The 23,733-nt window shown below is 64.0% G+C and carries 23 protein-coding genes and 1 tRNA gene; 7 read left to right on the plus strand and 17 right to left on the minus strand.

Translation table 11 applies throughout. The features are described 5' to 3' along the window. Positions 1 to 54: 54 nt before the first annotated feature. Positions 55 to 1,260, plus strand: a complete 1,206-nt coding sequence (locus GGR39_RS13240; protein ID WP_183617572.1) for a type III PLP-dependent enzyme domain-containing protein — start codon at positions 55 to 57, stop codon at positions 1,258 to 1,260. A gap of 212 nt (positions 1,261 to 1,472) precedes the next feature. Next, the gene (locus tag GGR39_RS13245; RefSeq protein WP_183617573.1) at positions 1,473 to 2,159 is read left to right on the plus strand and encodes a hypothetical protein; all 687 of its coding nucleotides are present in this window, start codon (positions 1,473 to 1,475) and stop codon (positions 2,157 to 2,159) included. Positions 2,160 to 2,218: 59 nt separating this feature from the next. On the opposite strand, the gene GGR39_RS13250 is transcribed toward GGR39_RS13245, so the two are convergent. Beyond that, positions 2,219 to 3,502: a citrate synthase gene (locus GGR39_RS13250; protein ID WP_058735373.1), complete on the minus strand. Its 1,284-nt coding sequence runs from the start codon at positions 3,500 to 3,502 to the stop codon at positions 2,219 to 2,221. 13 nt (positions 3,503 to 3,515) lie between these two features. Beyond that, positions 3,516 to 4,979, minus strand: a complete 1,464-nt coding sequence (gltX, locus tag GGR39_RS13255; protein ID WP_183617574.1) for a glutamate--tRNA ligase — start codon at positions 4,977 to 4,979, stop codon at positions 3,516 to 3,518. Between the two features lie 133 nt (positions 4,980 to 5,112). Between gltX and GGR39_RS13260 the strand changes: the two genes are divergently transcribed. Next, a complete protein-coding gene (locus tag GGR39_RS13260) occupies positions 5,113 to 7,194 on the plus strand; it encodes a ComEC/Rec2 family competence protein (protein WP_246388714.1) in 2,082 nt (693 codons plus the stop codon). A gap of 24 nt (positions 7,195 to 7,218) precedes the next feature. Here GGR39_RS13260 and lexA read toward each other — a convergent pair whose 3' ends face one another. The 9 genes from lexA to GGR39_RS13305 all read right to left on the minus strand — a co-directional run bounded on the left by lexA (position 7,219) and on the right by GGR39_RS13305 (position 16,433). Next, the gene (gene lexA / locus GGR39_RS13265; protein WP_183617576.1) at positions 7,219 to 7,905 is read right to left on the minus strand and encodes a transcriptional repressor LexA; all 687 of its coding nucleotides are present in this window, start codon (positions 7,903 to 7,905) and stop codon (positions 7,219 to 7,221) included. Positions 7,906 to 7,974: 69 nt separating this feature from the next. After that, positions 7,975 to 9,198, minus strand: a complete 1,224-nt coding sequence (locus GGR39_RS13270) for a molybdopterin-binding protein (protein WP_183617577.1) — start codon at positions 9,196 to 9,198, stop codon at positions 7,975 to 7,977. After that, a complete protein-coding gene (moaC, locus tag GGR39_RS13275) occupies positions 9,195 to 9,674 on the minus strand; it encodes a cyclic pyranopterin monophosphate synthase MoaC (protein ID WP_183617578.1) in 480 nt (159 codons plus the stop codon). The genes GGR39_RS13270 and moaC overlap by 4 nt, the downstream gene beginning before the upstream one ends. Before the next feature lie 143 nt (positions 9,675 to 9,817). Further along, entirely contained in the window at positions 9,818 to 10,609 is a 792-nt protein-coding gene (gene trpC, locus GGR39_RS13280; RefSeq protein WP_183617579.1) for an indole-3-glycerol phosphate synthase TrpC, read from the minus strand. A 25-nt stretch (positions 10,610 to 10,634) separates the two neighbouring features. Next, positions 10,635 to 11,627, minus strand: coding sequence for an anthranilate phosphoribosyltransferase (gene trpD, locus GGR39_RS13285; RefSeq protein ID WP_183617580.1), 993 nt, complete (start codon positions 11,625 to 11,627; stop codon positions 10,635 to 10,637). Next, a complete protein-coding gene (locus GGR39_RS13290; protein ID WP_183617581.1) occupies positions 11,624 to 12,208 on the minus strand; it encodes an anthranilate synthase component II in 585 nt (194 codons plus the stop codon). The genes trpD and GGR39_RS13290 overlap by 4 nt, the downstream gene beginning before the upstream one ends. Beyond that, a complete protein-coding gene (locus GGR39_RS13295; protein WP_343055887.1) occupies positions 12,205 to 13,023 on the minus strand; it encodes a phosphodiester glycosidase family protein in 819 nt (272 codons plus the stop codon). The genes GGR39_RS13290 and GGR39_RS13295 overlap by 4 nt, the downstream gene beginning before the upstream one ends. After that, the gene (gene trpE / locus GGR39_RS13300; RefSeq protein ID WP_183617582.1) at positions 13,020 to 14,531 is read right to left on the minus strand and encodes an anthranilate synthase component I; all 1,512 of its coding nucleotides are present in this window, start codon (positions 14,529 to 14,531) and stop codon (positions 13,020 to 13,022) included. The genes GGR39_RS13295 and trpE overlap by 4 nt, the downstream gene beginning before the upstream one ends. Before the next feature lie 15 nt (positions 14,532 to 14,546). Continuing rightward, on the minus strand, positions 14,547 to 16,433 hold the full coding sequence (locus GGR39_RS13305; RefSeq protein WP_183617583.1) for a peptidylprolyl isomerase: 1,887 nt from the start codon (positions 16,431 to 16,433) through the stop codon (positions 14,547 to 14,549). 283 nt (positions 16,434 to 16,716) lie between these two features. Here GGR39_RS13305 and tpiA point away from each other — a divergent pair, with 283 nt between their 5' ends. The 3 genes from tpiA to pyrG all read left to right on the plus strand — a co-directional run bounded on the left by tpiA (position 16,717) and on the right by pyrG (position 19,760). Next, positions 16,717 to 17,475 (plus strand): triose-phosphate isomerase, encoded by a 759-nt coding sequence (gene tpiA, locus GGR39_RS13310; RefSeq protein WP_183617584.1) that lies wholly within the window; start codon positions 16,717 to 16,719, stop codon positions 17,473 to 17,475. A 139-nt stretch (positions 17,476 to 17,614) separates the two neighbouring features. Then, positions 17,615 to 18,016, plus strand: a complete 402-nt coding sequence (gene secG, locus GGR39_RS13315) for a preprotein translocase subunit SecG (RefSeq protein WP_058735507.1) — start codon at positions 17,615 to 17,617, stop codon at positions 18,014 to 18,016. 112 nt (positions 18,017 to 18,128) lie between these two features. Beyond that, positions 18,129 to 19,760 (plus strand): CTP synthase, encoded by a 1,632-nt coding sequence (gene pyrG / locus GGR39_RS13320; RefSeq protein ID WP_183617585.1) that lies wholly within the window; start codon positions 18,129 to 18,131, stop codon positions 19,758 to 19,760. 12 nt (positions 19,761 to 19,772) lie between these two features. Here the strand turns inward: pyrG and GGR39_RS13325 are convergent, their stop codons facing one another. The 5 genes from GGR39_RS13325 to grxC all read right to left on the minus strand — a co-directional run bounded on the left by GGR39_RS13325 (position 19,773) and on the right by grxC (position 22,361). After that, positions 19,773 to 20,558, minus strand: coding sequence for a TSUP family transporter (locus GGR39_RS13325; RefSeq protein ID WP_183617586.1), 786 nt, complete (start codon positions 20,556 to 20,558; stop codon positions 19,773 to 19,775). 65 nt (positions 20,559 to 20,623) lie between these two features. Further along, positions 20,624 to 20,700: transfer RNA gene (locus GGR39_RS13330), tRNA-Arg, on the minus strand. A 39-nt stretch (positions 20,701 to 20,739) separates the two neighbouring features. Further along, the gene (locus GGR39_RS13335; RefSeq protein WP_183617587.1) at positions 20,740 to 21,270 is read right to left on the minus strand and encodes a DUF1178 family protein; all 531 of its coding nucleotides are present in this window, start codon (positions 21,268 to 21,270) and stop codon (positions 20,740 to 20,742) included. Further along, complete coding sequence (locus tag GGR39_RS13340; protein ID WP_183617588.1) at positions 21,267 to 22,094, minus strand: carbon-nitrogen hydrolase family protein; 828 nt, start codon at positions 22,092 to 22,094, stop codon at positions 21,267 to 21,269. Before GGR39_RS13340 ends, GGR39_RS13335 begins: the two co-directional genes overlap by 4 nt. A gap of 6 nt (positions 22,095 to 22,100) precedes the next feature. Beyond that, on the minus strand, positions 22,101 to 22,361 hold the full coding sequence (gene grxC, locus GGR39_RS13345) for a glutaredoxin 3 (protein WP_183617589.1): 261 nt from the start codon (positions 22,359 to 22,361) through the stop codon (positions 22,101 to 22,103). 164 nt (positions 22,362 to 22,525) lie between these two features. On the opposite strand from grxC, the gene GGR39_RS13350 reads away from it, so the two are divergent. Further along, positions 22,526 to 22,999 carry an Hsp20 family protein gene (locus tag GGR39_RS13350; RefSeq protein WP_183617590.1) on the plus strand — a complete coding sequence of 158 codons (474 nt, stop codon included), beginning with the start codon at positions 22,526 to 22,528 and terminating at the stop codon, positions 22,997 to 22,999. Between the two features lie 77 nt (positions 23,000 to 23,076). On the opposite strand, the gene GGR39_RS13355 is transcribed toward GGR39_RS13350, so the two are convergent. Continuing rightward, positions 23,077 to 23,730, minus strand: coding sequence for a YbhB/YbcL family Raf kinase inhibitor-like protein (locus GGR39_RS13355; protein ID WP_183617591.1), 654 nt, complete (start codon positions 23,728 to 23,730; stop codon positions 23,077 to 23,079). Between the last annotated feature and the right edge of the window lie 3 nt (positions 23,731 to 23,733).

The following is a 23,733-nucleotide window of genomic DNA, read 5'->3' on the forward strand; positions in this document are numbered from 1 at the left end:
ACTTCCAAACCGCAAGGCAGCTTTTTGTAACACACCGTTTGGGGGTCCCTTGAGTTGCACCATCATCTTGACGCCTCGGCAGTAGCGCGCGCCCTCTCGCCCGACGAACCCGTTATCCTCAACCGACGGCATGCCGCGGCGCGGGCCGCTCGCTTCTTCGCCACGAAGTTTCCGGGCAAGTCCCTCTATGCGGTGAAGGCGAACCCGTCGCCTGAGCTGCTGCCGATCCTGTGGGACGGCGGTATCACGCACTACGACGTGGCCTCGATTGCCGAAGTGCGACTGGTGCGCGGTGTGCTGCCTGAGGCAACGCTGTGCTTCATGCATCCGGTGAAGACCGCCAGCGCGATCCGTGAAGCGTATTTTGTTCACGGCGTGCGCACCTTCAGCCTCGACACCCGCGAAGAGCTTGCCAAGATCGTGGCCGCCACGGCCGACGAGCAAGGCAATCCGGCGGCCGACTTGCGCCTCTGCGTGCGCCTGCGCGTGTCTTCCGAGTATTCGGAATTGAGCCTGGCGTCAAAGTTCGGGATCGATCTCGTCGACGCCGGGCCGTTGCTGCAGGAGACCCGCCAGGTCGCTGACTGGCTCGGCCTGTGCTTCCACGTCGGCAGCCAGGCGATGACGCCCTTCGCCTATGTCCAGGCGCTGGAGCGCGTTCGCGCGGCCATTGCCGACGCCGGTGTCGTCATCGACATGATCGACGTTGGAGGTGGCTTCCCCTCGGTCTACCCGGGCATGGAGCCGCCGCCGCTGGAAGATTATTTCGCGATCATCCACCGCCACTTCGAAGCCCTGCCGATCGCTTACAACGCCGAACTCTGGTGCGAACCGGGCCGCGCGCTGAGCGCCGAATACAACTCGCTGATCGTCAAGGTTGAGAAGCGTCGCGGCAAAGAGCTTTACATCAACGATGGCGCTTACGGCGCACTCTACGATGCCGCGCACGTGGGCTGGCGTTTCCCGGTCAAGGTGCTCAATGCCGACCGTGCCGACACCTTGGAAGACTTCGCGTTCTATGGCCCCACGTGCGACGATGCCGACTTCATGGAAGGCCCGTTCCAATTGCCGGCAGATATCGCATCGGGCGACTACATCGAGATCGGCATGCTCGGGGCCTACGGTGCGGCGATGCGTACGGCGTTCAATGGCTTTGGGCAGGGCGCCAGCGTGATCGTCGAGGATGAGCCGATGGCCAGCCTCTATACCGGCGAGCGCAAGGACCCCCGCGTTTCGGACAACGTCGTCTCGCTGCGCTGACAGTACCCGCTTTTTGCAAGATCCAAGCCCCCGAAGCCTCGTGCTTTGGGGGCTTTTCGTATCCGCAGTACATCACGCTTTTGCAGGCTGGTTCAGCTTTCGTTCTTACACCTTCAATAAAGTCGAAATCGATCAGAGAGTCGGAGGCAACGCGCGTTGACGTCCGGTGTTCTGGTATCGACACGAATCACGGTGTCGGGAGAGTGACAGCGATGAAGCGTTTTACTGCTGCGGGACTGCTGGGAATAAGCATTACGGCGCTGTGCAGCCCCGCGCAGGCGGAAACGGCGCGAGATGTTTTGGTCAATGCCGCCTTTGGCACCACGAACAAGGCCACGGCGCTGGCGCGGATCAACCAGGCGATCGCGATCGCGGATTCCAGCCTGAAGCGTGACCCGCAGGACAGCAACACACGGCTACAGCGGGCCTTGGCCATCAGCTATCGCGGCAAGCTCAATCGCAGCCGCAGTGACGTTCTGGCTGCCAGGCGCGAATTCGAAGCCCTGGTCGCCGCCGATCCGCGCAACCCCGAAACGCATCTAGCCTTGGCGGGGTGGCATCTGGCATCGGTGATCGAGTTGGGGCCGTTCATGGCACGCACCGCGCTAGGGGCGCGCACCGCTGTCGGCACCAAGGAGATGGCGCAAGCCTTGGCACTGGGTCGTAATCGCGCTTCAGTTTCGGCGCTTGCCAGCCTGCAGCAGATTCAAGTCAATCCGGATGATGTGGCTGGAGCGAGCCGCCTTGCCGAAGCTGCGGTTGGGGCGCGGGCGGAGACATCTTTTGACCGGGTGATGCAGCGTCAGGCCGGGACGCTCCTGGCATCGTTGCGGAAAGGCGATGGCAAGGCCTCTGCCAGTCTGGCCAAGCAGCTTATGCCGTTCGGCCGCATCGCCTGAACGCAAAAGGGCTCCGGAGACGTTCCGGAGCCCTCTGTTATTCCGACCGGAATGGCGCCTCAGCGCTTGTCGATCGCCACATAGTCGCGCTGCGTCGGCCCGGTATAGAGCTGGCGCGGACGGCCGATCTTCTGGCCTGGATCGCTGATCATTTCGTTCCACTGCGCCACCCAGCCGACCGTGCGAGCCAGGGCGAACAGCACCGTGAACATGGTGGTCGGGAAGCCGATGGCCGAAAGGATAATGCCCGAATAGAAGTCCACGTTCGGGAAAAGCTTCTTCTCGACGAAGTAGGGATCGTTCAGTGCGATCTCTTCCAAGCGGAGAGCCGTTTCGAACAGCGGATCGTCCACCTTCAGCGCTTCGAACACTTCACGAACGGTAGACTGCATGACGGTCGCGCGCGGATCGTAGTTCTTGTACACGCGGTGGCCGAAGCCCATCAGACGGAACGGGTCGTTCTTGTCCTTAGCCCGCTCGATGTAGTGCGGGATCTTGTCCGGCGTGCCGATTTCCTTGAGCATGTTGAGCGCCGCTTCGTTAGCGCCGCCATGAGCCGGGCCCCATAGGCAGGCGATACCAGCCGCGATGCACGCAAACGGATTCGCACCCGACGAACCGGCAAGACGCACAGTCGAAGTCGAGGCGTTCTGCTCGTGATCGGCGTGAAGGATGAAGATGCGATCCATCGCCTTCTCCACCGCCGGGATCACTTCATACTCTTCCGCGGGGACGCCAAAGGTCATCCGCAGGAAATTGCCGGTGTAGCTCAGCTTGTTGTCGGGGTAGAGGAAGGGCTGCCCGACAGAGTACTTATACGCCATCGCAGCGATCGTGGGCATCTTGGCGATCAAGCGATGAGAGCTGATCTTGCGATGCTCGGGATCGGCGATGTCGGTGCTGTCGTGGTAGAATGCGGAAAGCGCGCCGACCACGCCGCACATGATCGCCATGGGATGCGCATCGCGGCGGAAACCACGGTAGAACGTTGCCAGCTGTTCGTGCAGCATGGTGTGGCGCGTGATAGTGGTGGAGAACGTCTCCAACTCATCGCCGCTTGGCAGTTCGCCGTTCAGCAGCAGGTAGCACACTTCCATGAAGCTGGATTGCTCTGCCAGCTGGCCGATCGGATAACCGCGATGCAGCAGCACGCCTTCGTCGCCGTCGATATAGGTCAGCGCGGATTCGCACGCCGCCGTCGAGGTGAAGCCCGGATCGAAGGTGAACTGGCCGGTCTGACCATAGAGCTTTCGGATATCGATCACATCCGGGCCGACGCTGCCCTTCAAGATAGGATATTCGAACTCCTTACCGGCAGTGGTGAGTTTTGCCTGGTTAGCCAAGTGTCTATACTCCCTAGACTTGCGACCCTGCCGGGGCGGTAGCTTGCGCGGCAATCCGCGCCAGACTCTCGTCCCGACCGAGCAGAACCAAAACGTCGAAAATTCCTGGGGATGTCGTCCGGCCGGTCAAGGCCGCGCGCAAGGGCTGCGCGAGCTTGCCAAGGCCGAGACCCAGTTCCTCGGCCATCGCCTTCAAGGCGGCTTCCAAGAGCTCGGCAGACCAATCCGCCTCATCCGATAGCCGCGTATGGATCGCGGCGAGACAATCGCGAGCCTCGTCCGTCAACAAGGCAGCCGCCTTCTCCGTCAGTTCCAGCGGGCGTTGCGAAAACAAAAACGCAGCACTCTCAGCCAATTCGTTGACGTCCTTGGCGCGCACTTTGAGGACCGGCATCGCCTGCGTCAGAAGCGCACGATCTGCGCCCTCCAGCCGCGAAGCCACGAGTTCCGCTAGACGGGCATCGTTTGCCTCGCGCAGATAATGGCCGTTCAGGTTCTGCAACTTAGCTAGATCGAAGCGGGAGGGCGATTTCCCAACATCTGCCATATCGAACCAAGCGACGGCCTGATCGCGTGATATGATCTCGTCATCGCCATGGCCCCATCCGAGGCGAAGCAAATAGTTAAACAGAGCTTCGGGCAAAATGCCCAGATCGTCGCGATAGGAATCGACGCCAAGCGCACCATGACGCTTTGACAGTTTCGCGCCATCCGAACCGTGGATCAGCGGCACATGGCCGTAGGTCGGCCGTTCCCAGCCTTCGATCGATGACATCGCATCGATAATCGCAAGCTGGCGGAAGGCGTTGTTCAGATGATCGTCTCCGCGGATCACGTGCGTGACGCCCATATCCTGATCGTCAACCACGACGGCAAGCATGTACGTCGGCGTACCGTCCGACCGCAGGAGAACGAAGTCATCGATCTCTTCGTTCCGTACGGTGACGGAGCCTTGTACGAGATCGTCGATCACCGTTTCCCCGTCGCGCGGAGCCTTGATCCTGATGACGTAAGGCGCATCGGTCGGCTGATCGGCCGCATCGGCATCGCGCCACGGACTGTTCAGCCGGAACGGCCGACGCTCTTCCTGCGCCTTTGCCCTATGCGCGGCAAGTTCGTCCTGCGTCATGTAGCAGCGATAGGCCTGGCCTGCTGCGATCAGCTTATGCGCCACCTCCGCATGACGATCCGACCGGGCGAATTGGAACGTCGCCGGCTCATCGCCTTCGAGGCTCAACCAGCGAAGGCCATCGAAAATGGCGTCGATCGCAGGCTCAGTTGAGCGCGCCCGGTCGGTGTCTTCAATGCGTAGCAGGTAGGTGCCGTCATGATGGCGGGCATAGAGCCAGTTGAAAAGCGCAGTTCGCGCGCCCCCGATGTGCAGGTAGCCGGTGGGAGAGGGCGCGAAGCGCGTGACGACGGGCCGCGGGCTTTTCACCCCGTCCTGCGTCGGTGCCGCTACGCTGCCGCTTGCCATCGTCCGATCCTTCCTGTCCAAGGCCCACATGGCGACGAGAGCCACGCGTTTCAAAATCCTGTCCCAGCGCGCCCTAAAAGGCGCTGCAGTGCAACATTGGCCATGGAACAGCGCGCGGCGCTTGTCGAGGGGCTTGGTATGGCTCGAGCGTTTTCTTGCCTCCGCCGGTTTCGATCGGATGCCGTGGGTGGTCGTGGCCTTTGGAGCGGGCATCGCCGCGTGGTTCGCTCTTCCCGGCCCATCACAATGGCTCGCGCTTATTGCCGGAGGCCTGGGCACTGCGTCGTTGGCGGGCGCGATCATGGCGGCAGACGGGCGCTATCCGTTGCTGAGAATGGCGGTGATCGTTTTGCCCCTGGCCCTGAGCGCGGGGTGCCTCTCCGTATGGACCCGGTCCGAACTGGTCGGCGCCCGGCCAATCACGCGGCCGTTTGTCGCGGAGTTGACCGGGAAAGTCCTGTCGGTGGAGCCGCAACCCGCAAATGCGCGCAGTCGCGTAATTATCGCCACCCGAGATCCAAGTACCGCAGCTGCGATACGTGTGCGGTTGAACGTCCCCCAGGACAAGGCCCCGCCCGGAGCCCTGCGCGCGGGGGATTGGATAGAGGTGCGGGCACGTCTTGTTCCACCAGCACCCCCACTGCTGCCCGGCGCGTACAACTTTGCCCGGGCGGCTTGGTTCGGCGGCCTTTCCGCGACAGGTTCGGCGCTCGATGCACCACGAAGGGTTAAGCGCGGCGATACCGGATCTTGGCTCAACGACACTCAGCGGCGGTTGAACGCCCACGTCCGCGAGCGCCTCGCCCCAGAACATGCCGGGATCGCCGCGGCACTGGTGACAGGAGACATGGGCGGAATCGCCCAAAGCGATACCGAGGCGATGCGTGATTCCGGCCTGGCGCATCTGCTTTCGATCAGCGGCCTTCACGTCAGCGCGGTGGTGGGGGCGGTGTACCTGCTGGCGCTGCGACTGTTTGCGCTGTGGCCCTGGCTCGCCTTGCGTACCCGGCTGCCGGTACTGGCGGCGGCATCCGGAGCGTTGGCGGGCGTGGCCTACACGCTGCTGAGCGGGGCACAGGTCCCTACGGTTCGGTCTTGCATCGGATCGCTTCTTGTTCTTGCCGCCTTGGCGTTGGGGCGTGAGGCACTCTCGCTGCGAATGCTGGCGATCGCTGCATTTCTGGTTCTGCTCCTGTGGCCCGAAGCCCTGATCGGGCCCAGCTTCCAGATGAGTTTTGCGGCCGTTCTGGCAATCGTCGCCTTGTCGGGCGCCGGGCCGATCCGTGCGTTCTTGAGCGTGCGGGAGGAGCCATGGTATGTCCGGCTACTGCGTCATGGTGCGATGGTGCTGTTGACCGGCGTTGTCATCGAGATGGCGCTGATGCCGATCGGTTTGTTCCATTTTCACCGTGCCGGTTTCTACGGCGCACTCGCCAATGTCGCCGCTATCCCTTTGACAACGTTTGTAATCATGCCCGCTGTGCTGGGAGCACTCCTGCTCGATATCGGCGGACTGGGAGCGCCTGCCTGGTGGATCGCTGGCCAGGCGATCGCGCTGCTGACCACGATCGCCCATTGGGTGGCGAGCCGCCCCGGTGCGGTAACGGTGATGCCGGCCTTCGGCAGTGGATCGTTTTTGCTCTTCATGGCAGGCGGGCTGTGGCTGGGGCTATGGCGTTCCCGGCTGCGTTGGCTGGGCCTTATCCCCGCCGCCTTTGGGGCAATCCTGCTGCTGTTGGTTCGGCCCGCCGATGTTCTCGTCTCCAGCGATGGACGCCATGTTGGTATCACCTCTGATGCTGGTGACGCGCTCTATCTGCTGCGGGAGACGAAGAGCAGTTTCGCGCGCGACAACCTGACGGAGATTGCAGGCATGGCCGGAGATCCCGTTTTACTTCGCGATTGGCCCGCCGCGCGTTGTAATCCGGACGTTTGCATCATTCCGGTCAATCGTGGCCAGCGCAGTTGGACATTGATGTTGACCAAGGGCGGGGGCGTCTTGGCGGAACGAGCCGTTATCGCCGCGTGCGAGCGGGTCGATATTGTCATATCCGATCGCTGGTTGCCGCGTGGATGTCAGCCAAAATGGCTAAAAGCCGATCGCCGGACGCTCGCCTCGACCGGCGGGCTGGCCATTGACCTCTCCCGCCTGCAGATTGCGACCGTCGCCGAGGGAGAAGGGCGGCATGGCTGGTGGGTGGCGCAGCATCCGTGAGCCGGCATCTGCCGCCCCCCCAGATCAGTTATAGCGTCGCAACAGGCCGGCCAACTTACCCTGCACCTCCACCTCCGCCGAACCGTAGATCTGCGGCTCGTAAGCCGCATTCGCAGGGTCGAGCCGCACCATGCCGTTTTCCCGACGCAGGTATTTGAGGGTTGCTTCTTCTCCACGGACCAACGCCACCACGATTTCGCCGTCGCGCGCCGTGTTCGTCTTCTTCACCAAGGCGAAATCGCCGTCCAGGATGCCGGCTTCGATCATCGAATCACCCGATACCTCAAGCGCGTAATGCTCACCGGTGCCCAAAAGCGCCGCCGGTACCGGCAGGGTCGATTGCCCCTCCAACGCTTCGATCGGAACGCCTGCGGCGATCCGCCCATGCAGAGGAATTTCGATCACATCGTTAGCAGGCGCCGTCAGCGGTGTGCGCGGCCGCGGAGCATCGTTGCTATTGGCAGGCGCCTTGCGAACGGCGGGCTTGGTCGTGATGTTCTCCGGTTGCTTGAGCACTTCCAGAGCACGGGCCCGATTGGGCAAACGGCGGATGAAGCCGCGTTCTTCCAGCGCCGATATCAAGCGGTGGACGCCGGACTTGGATTTGAGATCCAAGGCCTCCTTCATCTCCTCAAAACTGGGAGATATCCCGGTATCCTCTAGACGGACCTGAATGAACCGGAGCAATTCGTGCTGCTTACGCGTCAACATGTCCGCCGCCTCCTTAGGCGATAAGATAGTGAACAATAGGCGAACAATTATGAAACAAACTTAGCCCCGTCAAGCAATTCCGCCATTTTCGAGCCAGAAAGCCTCCACCATCTCTCCACGCGCCAGTTCGGACGCCTGCGCGGGGCGGTCAATCAGCACGTTGCTAGCGGCCAGGGAGGCGAGGGCGCTGCTGTCCTGAACCGCTTGTGGGATCACCGAAATCCCGTCCCAATGCGCCCTGACGAACGTCCGCCGCGCACCGTTGCGCGGCAGAGGCGCGCCCAGCGGCATCAACAACGGACGCACCACAGGTCTCGCCGCACCAAGCAATCCGCGCAGCAGCGGCAGCATGAAATGGTACGCGGTGACATGGCTGGACACCGGATTTCCGGGAAGACCCAACACGATCTGGGGCCGGCCACTGTCCTGTTGGCGGGTGGCGACCAGGATCGGCTTGCCCGGCTTGATCGCCACTCGCCAGAAATCGATCTTCGCACCCCATGCTTCCAGCGCTGGCTTGATCAGATCATGATCGCCCACCGAAGCGCCGCCACTGGTGACGATCAAGTCGGCGTCCTCGGCTTTGGCAAACGCGGTAGCCAGCGCGTCCAAAGTATCAGGCACCGGGCCCACTCGCGTTACCTTGCAGGGCAGCATTCGGGCCATGCCCGCCAGCATGATGCCGTTGCTTGCAGGTATCTGATGTGGCGCGCAATTTTCAGGATCGTCGGCAAGTTCATCACCGGTATCGAGGACGAAAACCGACGGCGGGCGATGTACCGCGAGATATTTGTGCCCGGCGCTGATCGCCAGCGCCAGCTGCGCCGGTCCGATCCTATGTCCGCGGGCCAGAACCTCCTGCCCATCCTTGAAATCCAGGCCCCGCGGTCGAACGTGCTTGTGAGGCGGGACCGGGGCTTCGCCTGAAAGTGTGAGAACATCGCCGGTTCGCGCGATATCCTCTTGAAGAATCACGGCATCTGCCCCGCGTGGCAGCACCGCGCCAGTCGATATGCGTGCCGCTTGGCCCGCTGTGACTCCGCCGGAGAAGGGCCGCCCGGCCGCGCTCTCGCCGATGACTTGCCACGGCCCCGCCATATCCTGCGACGTCACGGCATAGCCATCCATGGCCGAAAGATTGGCGCTGGGCTGCGTGCGCCGCGCGATCACGGGCCGGGCGAGGAAGTGGCGCAGCGCACCTTCCATGTCGACGTGCTCGACCGGCATCGGGCTGACCAAGGCGAGCAGGCGCGCCTGCGCTTCTTCCAGAGAGGCGGGTGGTGTGCGGTTCACGCGCGATCCGCCAGCCAATGCCCGGACTTGCCGCCGCGCTTCTCGATCAGGCGCACGTCCTCGATCACCATGGCCTTGTCCAGTGCCTTCGCCATGTCATAGATGGTGACGAGGGCTATGGTGACGGCGGTGATCGCCTCCATCTCGATGCCGGTCTTACCAGTCAGGGTCGCCGTCGCGGTGGCGCGGATGGCGTCGGCCTCGAAAGCGAAATCCAGGTTCACCGCATCGATCGCCAAGGGATGACACATCGGGATCAAATCCCCGGTGCGCTTGGCCGCCATGATCCCTGCGATCCGCGCCGTGCCCAGAACATCGCCTTTCGGCGCATCTCCCTGCTTGATCGCCGCGAGCGCTTCGGCATCCATGCGGATACGACCCGACGCGCGTGCCAGGCGCTGCGTCTCTGCCTTGGCGCCCACATCGACCATGCGCGCGGTACCATCGCCGTCGATGTGGGTGAGAGACGTGCTCATTGCTGGTTGCCGCAGTTGCCGGTGTCCAGAGCGAGCATTCCGGGGGGGCGCTCCGGATCAAAAAGTCGAGCAACGCGAAAGCGATGGATCATTTGCATCACAAACTCATGCCAGAAGCTTTGGCTGTAGGACAGAGGCCGCCGTCACCTGCCCGACAGGAGTGTCCGCGTCGCGGCCGCAACATCGTTCTGGCGCATCAGGCTCTCACCGACAAGGAATGTTCGCACGCCGGAGTTCGACAGCCTTTGCAGATCCTCGTGTGTGTTGATGCCGCTTTCGCTGACCAGCAATGTGCCGGCCGGAGCCAAGGATGCCAGCCTCTCGGTGACGGACAAATTCGTCACGAACCGTTTCAGGTCACGGTTGTTCACACCGATCAACCGTGATTGCAAACGAATGGCACGTGCCATTTCATCTTCGTTGTGAACTTCGACCAGCACGTCCATGCCGCGTTCGATGGCCGCCGCTTCGATCTCGGCCATCTGGCCGTCATCCAGCGCAGCCACGATGATCAGTATGGCATCCGCACCGATCGAGCGCGCCTCCGCCACTTGCCACGGGTCGACCATGAAATCCTTGCGCAGCACCGGCAGTTCACAAGCCGCGCGAGCGTCCATCAGATAATCTTCGTGGCCTTGGAAGTATGGCGCATCGGTGAGTACGGAAAGACAAGCCGCGCCGCCGTGCTGATACGCGAGCGCATGTTCCGCGGGACGGAAATCATTGCGGATCAATCCCTTGGAGGGCGAAGCTTTCTTGATCTCTGCAATTAGGGCGAAGCCCGAGGCGGCCTTCTTTTCCAGTGCCGCGCGAAAGCCGCGCGGGGCGGACTGCTCGCTCGCGCGGGCATCTAGATCGGCGATCGTGGCAAAGCCTTTGCGCAATGCCACTTCTTCGCGCTTGGTGTCGCAGATCTCAGTCAGTTTGTCAGTCATGCGGGTCTCGCTGTGCGGAGGCGGCTCAGGCGTTCGTCGTGGCGATCCAGCAATCGAGCAGGGCCTTGGCCAACCCCTTGTCGATCGCTTCCGCCGCTTCTTCCACACCGTCTCGCCAGTCCGCCGCCTCGCCCGACAGGATCAAGGCGGCGGCGGCGTTGAACAGTACCGCATCGCGGTAGGCCCCTGGCTCACCGTTTAGCAGACGGCGCAAGGCCGCGGCATTGTAAGCCGCATCGCCGCCGCGCAGTTCTTCCAGCGAGTGGCTGGGCAAACCGGCATCCGCTGGACTGATTTGCGTTGCCAGATCGGGAAAGCCGAGGGCGGAAACGACGCTGGGGCCGTCGATCGACAGCTCGTCCAGACCTTCCTCACCGCCGACAACGATAGCGGAAGTCATCCCCACCAGAGCCATCGCGTCGCGATAGATGGGAACGTAGATGGGATTGGCGACGCCGACCAATTGGCGCGTCACGCTGGCCGGGTTCGCCAGCGGCCCGGTAAGATTGAAGATCGTGCGCTTGCCGATCGCCTTGCGGATCGGCGCCAGACGAGCGAGCGCGGGGTGATGCTTTTGCGCAAAGAGAAAGGCCAGGCCCAGATCGGCCAGCGTTTCCTCGGCGCGCTCACTCGCCCGGTCGAGATCGAGCCCTAGCGCTTCCAGCGTGTCCGCACCGCCGGCCTTGGATGACGCTGCGCGGTTGCCGTGCTTGGCCACTGGCACACCGCAAGCCGCGACGACGATCGCCACGGCAGTGGAGACGTTGAGGCTGTGCTGGCCGTCTCCACCGGTGCCGCAAACGTCGATCGCTTGGGCCGGCGCGCTGACCGGGATCATCCGGGCGCGCATCGCTAGGACGGCGCCGGCTATATCCTCCGCATTCTCGCCGCGATCACCCATGCCGAGCAGGGTGGCGGTGATTTCTGCCTCGCTCATTTCGCCATCGAGCATGCGGCCGAACAGCGCCTCTGTCTCCGCAACGCTGAGCACCGGGGCTGGGGACGTGGCGATGCTCATGCCGGTAGCTTCGCCTCTAGGCCGCAGGCGCGCAGGAAGTTCGCAAGCATGGCGTGGCCGTGTTCGGTGGCGATGCTCTCTGGATGGAACTGCACGCCGTGGATCGGCAGGTCACGATGGCGAAAGCCCATGACGTGGCCATCGTCCGAACGCGCGTTGACCAGCAGCGTCTCGGGAATGTCCTCCACGATCAGCGAGTGATAGCGCGTGGCCGTGAAAGGCGAGGGTACTCCGGCAAAAACGCCGCTGTCATCGTGGGTTACGGGCGAGGTCTTGCCATGCATCAGCCCGCCGCGGACCACTTTGCCGCCAAAATACTGGCCGATCGACTGGTGCCCCAGGCACACGCCCAGCAATGGCATGCCCGCCTGCGCCGCCGCGCCGACAAGATCGAGGCTGATCCCCGCCTCGTTGGGCGTGCACGGGCCGGGGGAGATCAGGAACCCCTTCGCCCCGCTGGAAATGGCCTGACCCACTGACAAGGCATCGTTACGCACCACCTCCACTTCGGCCCCCAGTTCCATCAGGTAATGGACGAGGTTCCAAGTGAAGCTGTCATAGTTGTCGATGACGAGGATCATGGTGCCGCCTTGTGCCTTTTCTCAACCACGATCAAGGGGCCCAGCGGGGGGCCACCATCGACACGATGCATTTGCGGATCCCATAGCGACGAGACGCTGCCATCCAGGAAAAGCGCGTTGGCGACATGCAAGTCGTCGCGAAAATAGCGGGCGAGCTTGCCGAACGAGATCGGCGCTTCGCTGATGACGAAATGCGCGCGGCCTTCCCGATCGACGCCAACCGCATTGCGTAGTTTCTGCGAGGGGCCGTCGTTGTCGATACGGGGGTGCAGCTTGCCTGCGATCACCAGCATCGGCCCCGATTGCGTGCCGAAATCCGGGCGGGCTTGAACGGCTTGCTCGAAATCCTGCGCGGTGCGCACGGCCCACTTGCCGTCCTTGCCGTAGAACACGCCGTTGGGCTGCAAGTGGAAGTTGCCCCAGCCTTCGTTGCGGTTGAGCGCATGGCCACGCTTGCCGCCCTCGACATAGTAGCCGATCGGCAGCCCCTCGGCATCGAACATGCCGCCGTTCATCGCGAAGGCGACATTGCGCGCCTTGTCCCCCATTCCGACCGCCAGTTCGGACAAGCTGCGATACGGTTTGCCCCCCGGCGGCCCCAGCACCATCCGGATCGTATGACGGGCGGGATCGGCGATGCAATGGGTGAGCGGCGTGCCTTCGAACGTCGCGCCAGAGCAAGGCGGCGGTGGCGGCGCTTCGCGGGCAGCGGCTTTCTGTTCGGCCTTACCGCAGGCGGAGAGGTTGAAAGCCAGCAATAGCGCCGTGCTGAAACCGACTTTCAGTCCAGCCCGGGACGACGCCCGCCGTGTCACTGGCCAAAGCCTGGTTCCGCCGCGATCCGGATCGCTTCACGCGCAGCGGCGAACAGAGCGCCGGACTTGGCCTCGCACTCCCGCTGTTCGGCCGCCGGGTCGCTATCGGCGACGATGCCCGCGCCCGCCTGCACATGCAGCACGCCGTCCTTCAGCACGCCGGTGCGCAGGACGATGCACGAATCAACAGAGCCATCCGGCGCGAAATACCCGACGCCGCCCGCGTAGGCACCGCGCGTTTCCGGCTCCAGCTCGGCGATGATCTCGCACGCGTGGACCTTGGGCGCACCCGAGACGGTGCCGGCGGGAAAGCCCGCGAAGACCGCATCGATCGCATCGTGGCGGGCGGTGTCAAGCCGGCCGACGACGTTGGACACGATGTGCATGACGTGGCTGTAGCGCTCGATCGTATAGCTGTCCGTCACTTGCACCGAGCCTGTGGCGGCCACGCGGCCTACGTCGTTACGGCCCAGGTCCAGCAGCATCAGGTGCTCGGCGCGCTCCTTGGGATCGGCGAGCAAGCTGACCTCGTTCGCCTTGTCTTCGGCGGCGGTCGCACCGCGCGGACGGGTGCCGGCGATGGGGCGGATCGTTACTTCGCCATCGCGTACCCGAACGAGAATCTCGGGGCTGGAGCCAATCAGCGCGAACCCCGGCAGGTCCAGGAAATAGAGGAACGGCGAGGGGTTGATGCGACGCAGAGCGCGGTAGAGCGCCAGCGGTGGCAGCGGAAACTCGCACGTGAAGCGCTGGGCGAGCACCACCTGAAAGATGTCCCCCGCCTCGATATAGTCTTTCGCGCGCAGGACCATCGCCTGGTAGTCCTGCGCCGCCATGACGGGATTGCGCTGGGGGTCGGGCAGGGATGTTGCCGCCGGGGCTGGTGGGGCGGGCTGGGCGAGGCGGCGCAAGGCGTCCGCGATGCGCTCCTCGGCCCGAGCGATGCCCGGCGTTCCTGTCTCTGGCCAGACCGGGGCAACGCAGTACAGTTCATCGCTCAACCGGTCGAACACCAGCATCAGAGACGGGCGGACAAAGAGCATGTCCGGCAGTTCCAGCGGGCTTTGCGGGGCGCGCGGCAGCTTTTCCACCAGGCCGATCGTCTCGTACCCGAAGTAGCCGACCAGGCAGGCCAAAGGCGGCAACTGCGCGGGAACATCGATCCGGCACGCCTCGACCAGGGTGCGAAGCTCTGTCAGGCTGTCTCGTGCCAGCTCCTCAAACTGCTGGCGGTCCGCCTGCCATGCCCGGTTTATCTGGCAACCGGCGGCATCGGCGCGAAATACCAGGTCCGGATCGAGGCCGAGCAGACTGTAACGCCCACGGTTCTCGCCACCTTCAACCGATTCCAGCAAAAAATCGCCGCGTTCGGGCTCGAACAACTTCAGCGCGGCGCCGACCGGGGTTTCGGTATCGGACACGAGCCGCGTCCAGACCAGCCCCGGCTTGCCTGCCGCCAAAGCCTGGCTTGCGATCTCACGCTGCTGGGAAAAACCTGCGTCCGTCACGTCAGCGATCGGCCGTCATTCAGCCGCGGCTTTGCCGGACAGCTGATCACGCAGCGCCTTGATCGCGGCTTCGTTACGCGTCGCCCCGACATTGGCGGTGATCGCCTTGCGCAGCGCTTCGGAGTATTCCGTGCCGGAGGCCTTGCCCAGACCGCGCTGCGCGTCAGCGATCGCCGGGTCCTTGCGATCCACCGCGCCGGGCTGGATCGTGTCCAGAACCACGACGAACCAGCCACGCTTGCCCGGTGCTTCCTGTACCTTCACGCTGCCCTTTGCCATCGCAAACAGCAGGCGGATCGGCGGGGGGACCGGACGGCCGGCCTGCTGCATCTGCACCAGCTGCGGGCGGCTCATGCCAACGCGCTCCACCGGAGGCAGCTTCTTGCCAATCCGTGCGACGATGGCGTCAACCTTTTCGCCCTTGCGCAGCGCAGCCTGCACCTTCAGCGCTTCCGCCTTGGCATTGGCCGCGCCCATATCGAGCGCATAGGCCAGCTTCACGTCGCCCAGGATCTCATTCATGGGCGCCGGTGCCGACGGCGAAACAGACGTGACATCATAGACGATAAAGGTCTTGCCCGGCTCGGCCTCGGCCACCTGAGGCTGGTTTTCCTCCATCGAGAACGCCGTCTTCAAGATCGGCTTGAGCGCGGGGGAAACGCCTTGCCCAGGAGCCTGATAGACCGCGCCATCAGCGGTCAGCGGCGGGGTGTCTTGCAGTTGCAGGCCAAGCTTTGCGGCAACCTCCGGCAGGTTGGAACCGCCTTCGAACTGCTCCTCGATCTTGGTGAGATAGTCGGTCACCGCGGCGCGGCGCTTTTCGGTGGCGAGGGTGGTGGCGATCTCGGTCTTCACCTCAGCCAGGCTGCGCGCCGGGCGCGTGTCGACGGCTTCAACACGCACGACGTACCAGCCCAGAGGACTGCGCGCGGTGACAACCTGACCCTTCGCCGCGGCGAACACGGCGTCGGCCACGGCGGGGGCGGACTGGGCGGACAATTCCTGCTTGCCCAACGGACCCAGCTTGGCCGCGGCCAAGCCCTTTTCGCTGGCCGATGCGTCGAGCGACTTGCCCGCCTTCACCTCGGCATCGATGGCTTTGGCTGCGGCCTCGGTCGGCGCGACGACCTGGGTGATCGCGCGGCGCTCAAGCGCTGCATACTGCGCTTTGTCGGCATCATAACGCTTGGCGATTTCCGCATCGGTGGGTGCAGGCACGTTCTTCACGGCATCGGGGCCAAAGGTGGCATAGCGGATCACCCGGCGCTCCGGGCGGATGAACGCGTTGGTGTGCGACTTGTAGAAGGCGGCCAGTTGCGCATTGCCAGGAGCCTGCTGCGGCGCGAACGCCAGCGAGGGCAGGACGACCACGGTGCCGGTGCGGCTTTCACCCAGAAGCTGGCTATAGCGCCATGCCATCTCGGCCGGCATCACCGAGCCGTATTCGGCCGGGGCCAGCAGCATCCGCGCAACCAGGCGCGTGGCCACGGTATCGCGCGGGATCGCCTGGGGCTGCAACGCGCCCTGGCGCTGCAGTTCGCTGTCGATCAGGCGGTCACCCGCGACAATGTCGTTGTCCTTGCCGAAATCGAAAAGCGCTTTCAGATCGATCAGGTCGTTGAGGATGATGTCCAGCCCGCCACGCGCCACGAAACCGGTTATCGACAAGGTGGGGTCTTGCTGGCGGACGCGCTGCAGCGCTTCGTTGACGCCGTTGTTGAGGTCGGCCGCGGTCACGCTCTCGCCGCCTACCTTGGCGATCGTGCCGCTGCTCGCCCCGCCGACCCCGCGATTGCCGCTGACGTCAGCCGCCACGAAGGCCAGCGCCAGAAGGCACAGCATGGCGATGGCGACGATCGCGCCGACCTTCGACTTGATGATGGTCCGGAAAAAGTGAAGCATGCGCGAGCGGGCCGTCCAGCGTAGAGTTGAGCGCGGTATCCGCAGACGGAACCGGCCTGAGCCGCGACGCTTTAGGAGGCTACGCCCGGTCCTGCAATGCCGGTTCGGCAATCTTGTTGGGTCGGTCAGGGTAGGGGACCGAACGTCCCATTGGGCCGTAGTGACACAGCAAGGCGGGCAAAGCGCCGCTACCGCCTTTGACAAGCCGGGCCACGCTGGCCTAGCTGCCCGACACAAATGGGGGGCCGATCTTTGGGATTCGGCTCAAGGACAAGGGTTGAAGATGGCAAGTCTGCCTTACATCGTCGGCAATTGGAAGATGAACGGGACCCGCGCCAGCCTTTCGGAAGCGCGGGCGATTGATCGTGGAGCGGCGCGGCTTCCCAAGGTGCAGGTGGCGATCGCGCCGCCCGCCACCTTGCTGCATCGTACGCGTGAGGCGGTGGAACTGATCGGTATCGGCGGGCAGGATTGCCACGCCAAGGATAGCGGTGCGTTCACCGGCGATACCTCGGCCGCGATGCTGAAGGATGCCGGCGCGGACTTTACGATCGTCGGTCACTCGGAACGCCGGACGTTGCACGGTGAAACCGATGCTGACGTGCGCGCCAAGGCGGAAGCGGCGCTGGGCGCCGGCCTCGCCGTGATCCTGTGCGTTGGCGAGACTGAGGGCGAACGTGACGCTGGCAATGCCGAAAGCGTGGTCGGCGGCCAGCTGGAAGGCTCGTGCCCACACAGCGATGGCGCGGTGGATAAGCTGACCGTGGCTTACGAACCGGTCTGGGCGATCGGCACCGGCCGGGTTCCCTCCGTCGACGACGTGGCCGCGATGCACAAGGCTATCCGGGCGAAGCTCGTCTCGATTTACGGCGAAGCCGGCGCGGGCGTGCGCATTCTCTACGGCGGTTCGGTCAAGGCCGAGAACGCGTCGGAACTGCTCTCTATCCGCGACGTCGGCGGTGCCCTGGTGGGCGGCGCCAGCCTGACGGCCGAGAGCTTCCTGGCGATCGTCGGCGCGGCGGCCGCCCTGGAAGACAACTGACGATCAGCCGGGATACCATAGCTGTCGCGAGGCCCCCCGCCCGGGTGGCTTGCGCGGCGGCGCGGTACGGCTTATCTGCGCGAGCGTTGAGCGGTGAGCCTATGGACTCGCCGCGCCGTGATTGCTTGAGGATTGCATGCTGTTCACCTTCCTGACCGTTGTCCAGGCGCTCGTCGCCGCCGCGCTGGTGGGCGTGATCCTGATGCAGCAGTCGGAAGGCGGCGGGCTGGGTACCGGGGGCGGCAATCCTTCCGGCCTGATGTCCGCCCGTGGTGCGGCCAACTTCATGACCCGCGCCACCGGTGTGCTCGCCACGATTTTCGTGGTGCTGAGCATCATCCTGGCCTCGCTGGCGGTGAATGTTTCCACCGGACGCCAACTGGATACGTCCTTGCAGCGTAATGCGCCCGTTCAGGCTCCGGTCGATCCGCTGGCTGGCACGGCCAATACCGGCACCGCGCCCGTTCCCGGCACCGCACCGGCTCCGACGGCGAGCCCGGCTCCCGCGAACGATCCGCTTGCGGGCTCGGCCGCCAACTAAACCGCTGGCGGCGGCTCCCATAAAGGGAGCTTTCGCCTGGACTTCATTTTCGTGGATTTCGGCTCCGGGGCGCTTGCTCTGGCGTCGCCACGCGTTTTAAGGCCCATCTCCCATGGCGCGGCACATTTTCATCACCGGCGGCGTGGTATCCTCGCTCGGCAAGGGTCTCATGGCGGCGAGCCTCGCGGCGCTGCTGCAGGCGCGCGGATTTAAGGTCCGCATCCGCAAATTCGATCCGTATCTCAACGTCGATCCGGGCACGATGAGCCCTTACCAGCACGGCGAAGTCTACGTGACCGACGATGGCGCGGAAACGGACCTCGACCTGGGCCATTACGAGCGTTTCACCGGCGTCTCGGCGCACCAGGGCGATAACATCACGTCCGGCCGCATCTATCGCGACATCATCGCCAAGGAGCGCCGTGGCGATTATCTCGGTGCCACCGTGCAGGTGATCCCGCACGTGACCGACGCGATCAAGCAGTTCGCGCAGGCCGATACCGACGATCTGGACTTCGTGCTGTGCGAGATCGGCGGCACCGTCGGCGATATCGAGAGCCTGCCGTTCATCGAGGCGCTGCGACAGTTGCGCAACGAGCTGGGCCGGGAGCAGACCTGCTTCGTCCACGTGACGCTGGTGCCCTACATCGCCGCTGCCGGTGAGTTGAAGACCAAGCCCACCCAGCACTCTGTCCGCGAATTGACCGGACTGGGCATCCAGCCGGACGTTCTGCTGTGCCGCTGCGAACGGCCATTGCCGGAAAGCGACCGCGCCAAGATCGCGCTGTTCTGCAATGTACGGCGCGAAGCGGTGATCCCGGCGCTTGATGCTCCGAATATCTACTCCGTCCCCGTGCAGTACCACGCCGAGGGCCTGGACGCCGAAGTGCTCCATCACTTCGGCATGAGCACGCCGGCCCCGGTGCTGACGCGTTGGAGCGATATCGTCGATCGCTATCAGAACCCGGAGGGTGAAGTCACGATCGGCGTGGTCGGCAAGTACGTCGGCCTGCCTGACGCCTACAAGTCCTTGAACGAGGCGCTTGTCCACGGTGGCATGGCCAATCGCGTGAAAGTCCACATCAACTGGATCGACGCCGAGATTTTCGAGCGGGAGGACGATTCGGAAATCGCCGCTTTGCTTGAGCCGATGCACGGCATCCTGGTGCCTGGCGGTTTCGGCGAACGCGGCACCGAGGGTAAGATCGCCAGCGTCCGCTTTGCGCGCGAGCGGCAAGTGCCGTTCTTCGGCATCTGCCTGGGCATGCAGATGGCCTGCATCGAAGGAGCCCGCGCGGCGGGGATCGCCAATGCCTCTTCCACCGAGTTCGGGCAGACCGATGAGCCCGTCGTCGGTATCATCACCGAGTGGATGAGCAAGGACGGCTTGCAGAAGCGCGCTGATGGCGGTGATCTGGGCGGCACGATGCGCGTCGGCGCGTATCCGGCGATGCTTTCGGCCAACAGCCATGTCGCGGCGATCTACGGCGCGAACCAGATTTCCGAGCGCCACCGCCATCGCTACGAAGTGAACGGCGCTTACCGCGAGGCGCTGGAGGGCAACGGCCTGATGTTCTCGGGCATGTCACCCGACGGACTGCTGCCTGAAATCGTCGAGCGGCCCGATCATCCCTGGTTCGTCGGCGTCCAGTTCCATCCAGAGCTGAAGAGCAAGCCGTTTGACCCGCATCCGCTGTTCGCCAAGTTCATCGAGGCGGCGGTGCGCCAGGCCCGTCTGGTCTGACGGCGGCGACGCTTAGAACCCGCTTTTCACGATCGTCCAGAGCGGGTTCTTCGGGTCCGCCAGCAACTTGATCGTCAAGGCGATCGACATGATGACCAGCAGGGGGCGCGCGCCGCGTCCGCTGTGACGGATGGCGAACCACGCACCGAGCTGATTGCCTGCGATATTGGCCACCGCCATGCCGAAGCCCAGCATCCACAGGACCTTGCCGCCCAGGATCATCGCGGACAGCCCGGCGACATTGGTGGCGAAATTGATGAACTTGGTATTGGCGATGGCGCGCACCAAGCCCAGACCGCCCAGCGCCACCAGCGCCGTCGTCAGGAAAGAGCCAGTGCCCGGGCCGAAGAAGCCGTCGTAAAAGCCGATCGCGGCGCAGACCAACGACAATCCGGCCCGCCCGAGCCGGGCATGGCGATCGACATCGCCCATCGGCGGCGCAAGAAGGTAATACAGCGCCATCGCCACCAGCAGCACGGGGACGACGGCGGCCAAAAAGCCGGAATCGATCCGCTGGACGGCGAAGGCGCCAGCCAACGAGCCCAGAAATGCGCCGGCAGCCGGTATCGCAAAGGCCCTGAAATCGATGCGGTCTGCGCGCCAGTACGCGATCACGGCCGAGCCGGTGCCAAACATGCCTTGCAGCTTGTTCGTAGCGATGGCGGCAACCGGGGGGATGCCCACGCTCATCAGCGCCGGGATGGTCAACAAACCGCCGCCGCCGGCCAACGCATCGATCGACCCGGCGACGAATGCCGTCGCGATCAGAAAGGAAATAGCTTCGATTGTCAGATCCATGCCCGGGGCGATAAGCCGAGGCGCACCGCGCGGCCAGCATGAAATCGAAGGAAAATTCAGCAGGTTGGTGCGCCCGACGGGATTCGAACCCATGGCCCCCAGATTAGGAATCTGGTGCTCTATCCTGCTGAGCTACGGGCGCACGCCGGGGCTTCTTACGCAGCGGTCGTCAGCTTGGCAATCAGTTCGCCTGCTCGGGTGGCACCACCGGGAACGGCAGGGGGGCGACGGCAATGCCCTCGTCCAGCAACTCGCGCGCTTCCTCGATCGTGGTCTGGCCGTGAATCGTCTCCGCCTCACGCTCGCCGTAGTGCATCGCTCGGGCATCATCGGCGAAGCTGCTGCCGACGAAGCGTGACGATTTCAACGCCTCTGCCTGCATCCGGGCCAGCTTATGCATCAGCGCCATTGCCTCTGGCGGAAGCGGGGTCGAGGAAACGGCCGGTGCTGCGACTGCAGCAGGAGCAGGTGCCGGGAGTGTCGTGGGGGCGGGTGCGGCAGCTGGCGGGGGAACGGATGGCGCATGCACCGGCATCTGGTTGCCCTTGCGCCCCACATGCGGCGCCATCAGCGCCTTGCCGATATCGGCGGAGCCGCAATTGGGGCAGGTCAACAGGCCAAGCTCTTCCTGCCGGGCGAAGTCTTCCGACGAACGGAACCAGCCTTCAAACCGGTGCTGGCCTCTGCGACATTCCAGATCGAATACTATCATCGGCGCGCCTCATCATGGATCGCGCGGCGATTGGCAAGGCTTGGCAGTTGGCGGCGCACTTCGGCAGTGCGGACAGGATCGATATCGACGAAGCCAACGCCGCTGGTCTCGCCGCCCATGTCCAGCAGGACTTCTCCCCAGGGATCGACCGCCAGGCTGTGACCGTACGTAGCGCGGCCATCCTGGTGCTGACCGACTTGTGCGGCCGCGATGACAAAAGCGCTGGCTTCGACCGCGCGGGTGCGCTGTAGGAGGTGCCAGTGCGCCTTACCAGTCGGCACGGTGAAGGCTGCGGGGATGGCGATCACGTCGCATTGCCGCTGGCCCAGCGCCTCGAACAAGGCGGGGAAGCGCACGTCGTAACATACCGTCAAGCCCAAGCGGCCGACCGGGGTGTTCACTGTTACAACCTCGTCGCCCGCCGCGTAGGCTGACGATTCCCGCCACGATTCCCCGTTCGCCAGATCGACATCAAACATGTGGATCTTGTCGTACCGAGCGGCGATCTCGCCGGCGTCGTCGATCACGAAGGCGCGATTGGCCCAGCGGCCATCTTCTTTCCTAATGGCGAGGGAGCCGATCGCGGCCCACAGGCCCAGCCGCGCCGCAGCTTCGCAGACCTGCGCCAAAACCGGATCGTTTGCTTCGCCAGTGATCGATCGCGCTGCACGGGCGCGGTCACGATCCAGCAGGCCCGACATCTCGGGCGTGAACAGCATCGCCGCGCCGCCTGCCTTGGCGTGTTCCATCGCCCCAACGATGGTGGCGGCGTTGACCACGGGGTCGATGCCCGTGGTCATTTGCAGGATCGCGACCCGCGTCATCCAGCGTCAGAGGCCCAGGATGGGATCGAGTTCGCCCTTGCTGTCCAGCGCGCTGATATCGTCGAAACCGCCCAGCGGCTTACCGGCGACGATCACCTGGGGGACGGTACGCGCGCCCGGCACGCGCTCTTGCATTTTCTTCTTCTTGGGGCCGCCCATGGTCACGTCATGCTCTTCGTAGGCGACCCCCTTCTTGTCGAGCAGGGACTTGGCCGCGACACAGTAAGGGCAGCCCCACTTGGTGTAGATCTCGACTTTCTCAGCCATTGAATTCAGTCCTTTTGCTTGTTTGCCGCAAGCTCTTGAAACGCGTGGCGGCTATCATATCTTCGATTGCGAGTCATGGCCCGGCTACGGGGATGACTCGCCAACGAGGCGCCGGGTTCCCGGGCCTTGAATTTACGAAGATTGCTCAATGGAGGATTTTTGTCATGAACCGTATCGATTTCACTCCCTACCGCCGCACCATGGTCGGGTTTGACCGCCTGTTCGACATGATCGAAAATCAGGCGCGCGTGCAGGGTGGCGACAAGTACCCACCGTTCAACGTCGAGCGTCGCGGCGCGGATGCGTACCGCATCACGCTGGCTGTCGCCGGGTTCAAGCCCGCCGACATCGACATCACCGCGCAAGCTAATTTGCTGGTGGTGAAGGGCAGCAAGCCTGACGAAGGCACCGAAGGCGAAATGCTGCACGTCGGCATCGCGCAGCGCGGCTTCGAGCGTCGCTTCGAACTGGCGGATTATGTTCGCGTTCAGAGCGCTGATCTTGCGGACGGCCTGCTGATGATCGACCTTGTGCGCGAGGTGCCAGAGGCCATGAAGCCCAAGAAGATCGCGATCGGCGGCAACACGCTCAGCGTCGTCGACGGTGGTCAAGATAAGGGTGAGGCTGCCGCCGCCTGACGGCTCGCATCAGCCTGAGAGAATGGGGCGGCCCGGGTGATCCCAGGCCGCCTTTTTTTGTCGCTTAGCTGTTCAGCCTAAGCCAGCGACGTTCCCAGATCGCGGTTACCAAGGCTCGGTTCCACCACGCTGTCAGACCGTACTCCCGCATCCTCTCCGCGTGAGTACGTGCCCACGAGCAACCCGGCCGACAGAACGTTGCCGCGCAAAGCCTCGATCACGCTCGAGCGACCGGGGTTAGGATCAAGATCAGGCGTCTGGCTCAGCGCAAAAAGCTGGAAGACATAGTCGTGATTGCCGTGTCCGGTGGGCGGGTCGGGCGGCAGCCAGCCTTCGGAAAGGTAGCTGTTCTTGCCGACATCTCTGCCATCCGCACCGCCATCGCCGTCCTTGGCAATCATCCCTTCGCCCAGGCGGCGCTCTTCCGGCGGGATATTCCAGACCACCGCGTGGACGAGGGGATTGGGTGTCGGCGCGTCCGGGTCCTCTACGATCAGGGCGATGCTGGACGTACCCATCGGCACGTCCCCCCAAACCAATGGCGGCGAAACGCCGCTGCCATCAGCGGTGAAACGCTCGGGCAACCGTCCGCCGTCTGGGAAAGCGGGGCTCGACAAGTCGAGCCGCTCTCCATTGGTGACGATGCCATCCTGCACGATGACCAGCTTGGCGTGGCCGGCACGCACATTGGTGAGCATCGCGCCGAGCCAGTGGGGGATATGTTCCAGCATCGC

The organism is Novosphingobium fluoreni (assembly GCF_014196615.1).
Taxonomy (GTDB): domain Bacteria; phylum Pseudomonadota; class Alphaproteobacteria; order Sphingomonadales; family Sphingomonadaceae; genus Novosphingobium; species Novosphingobium fluoreni.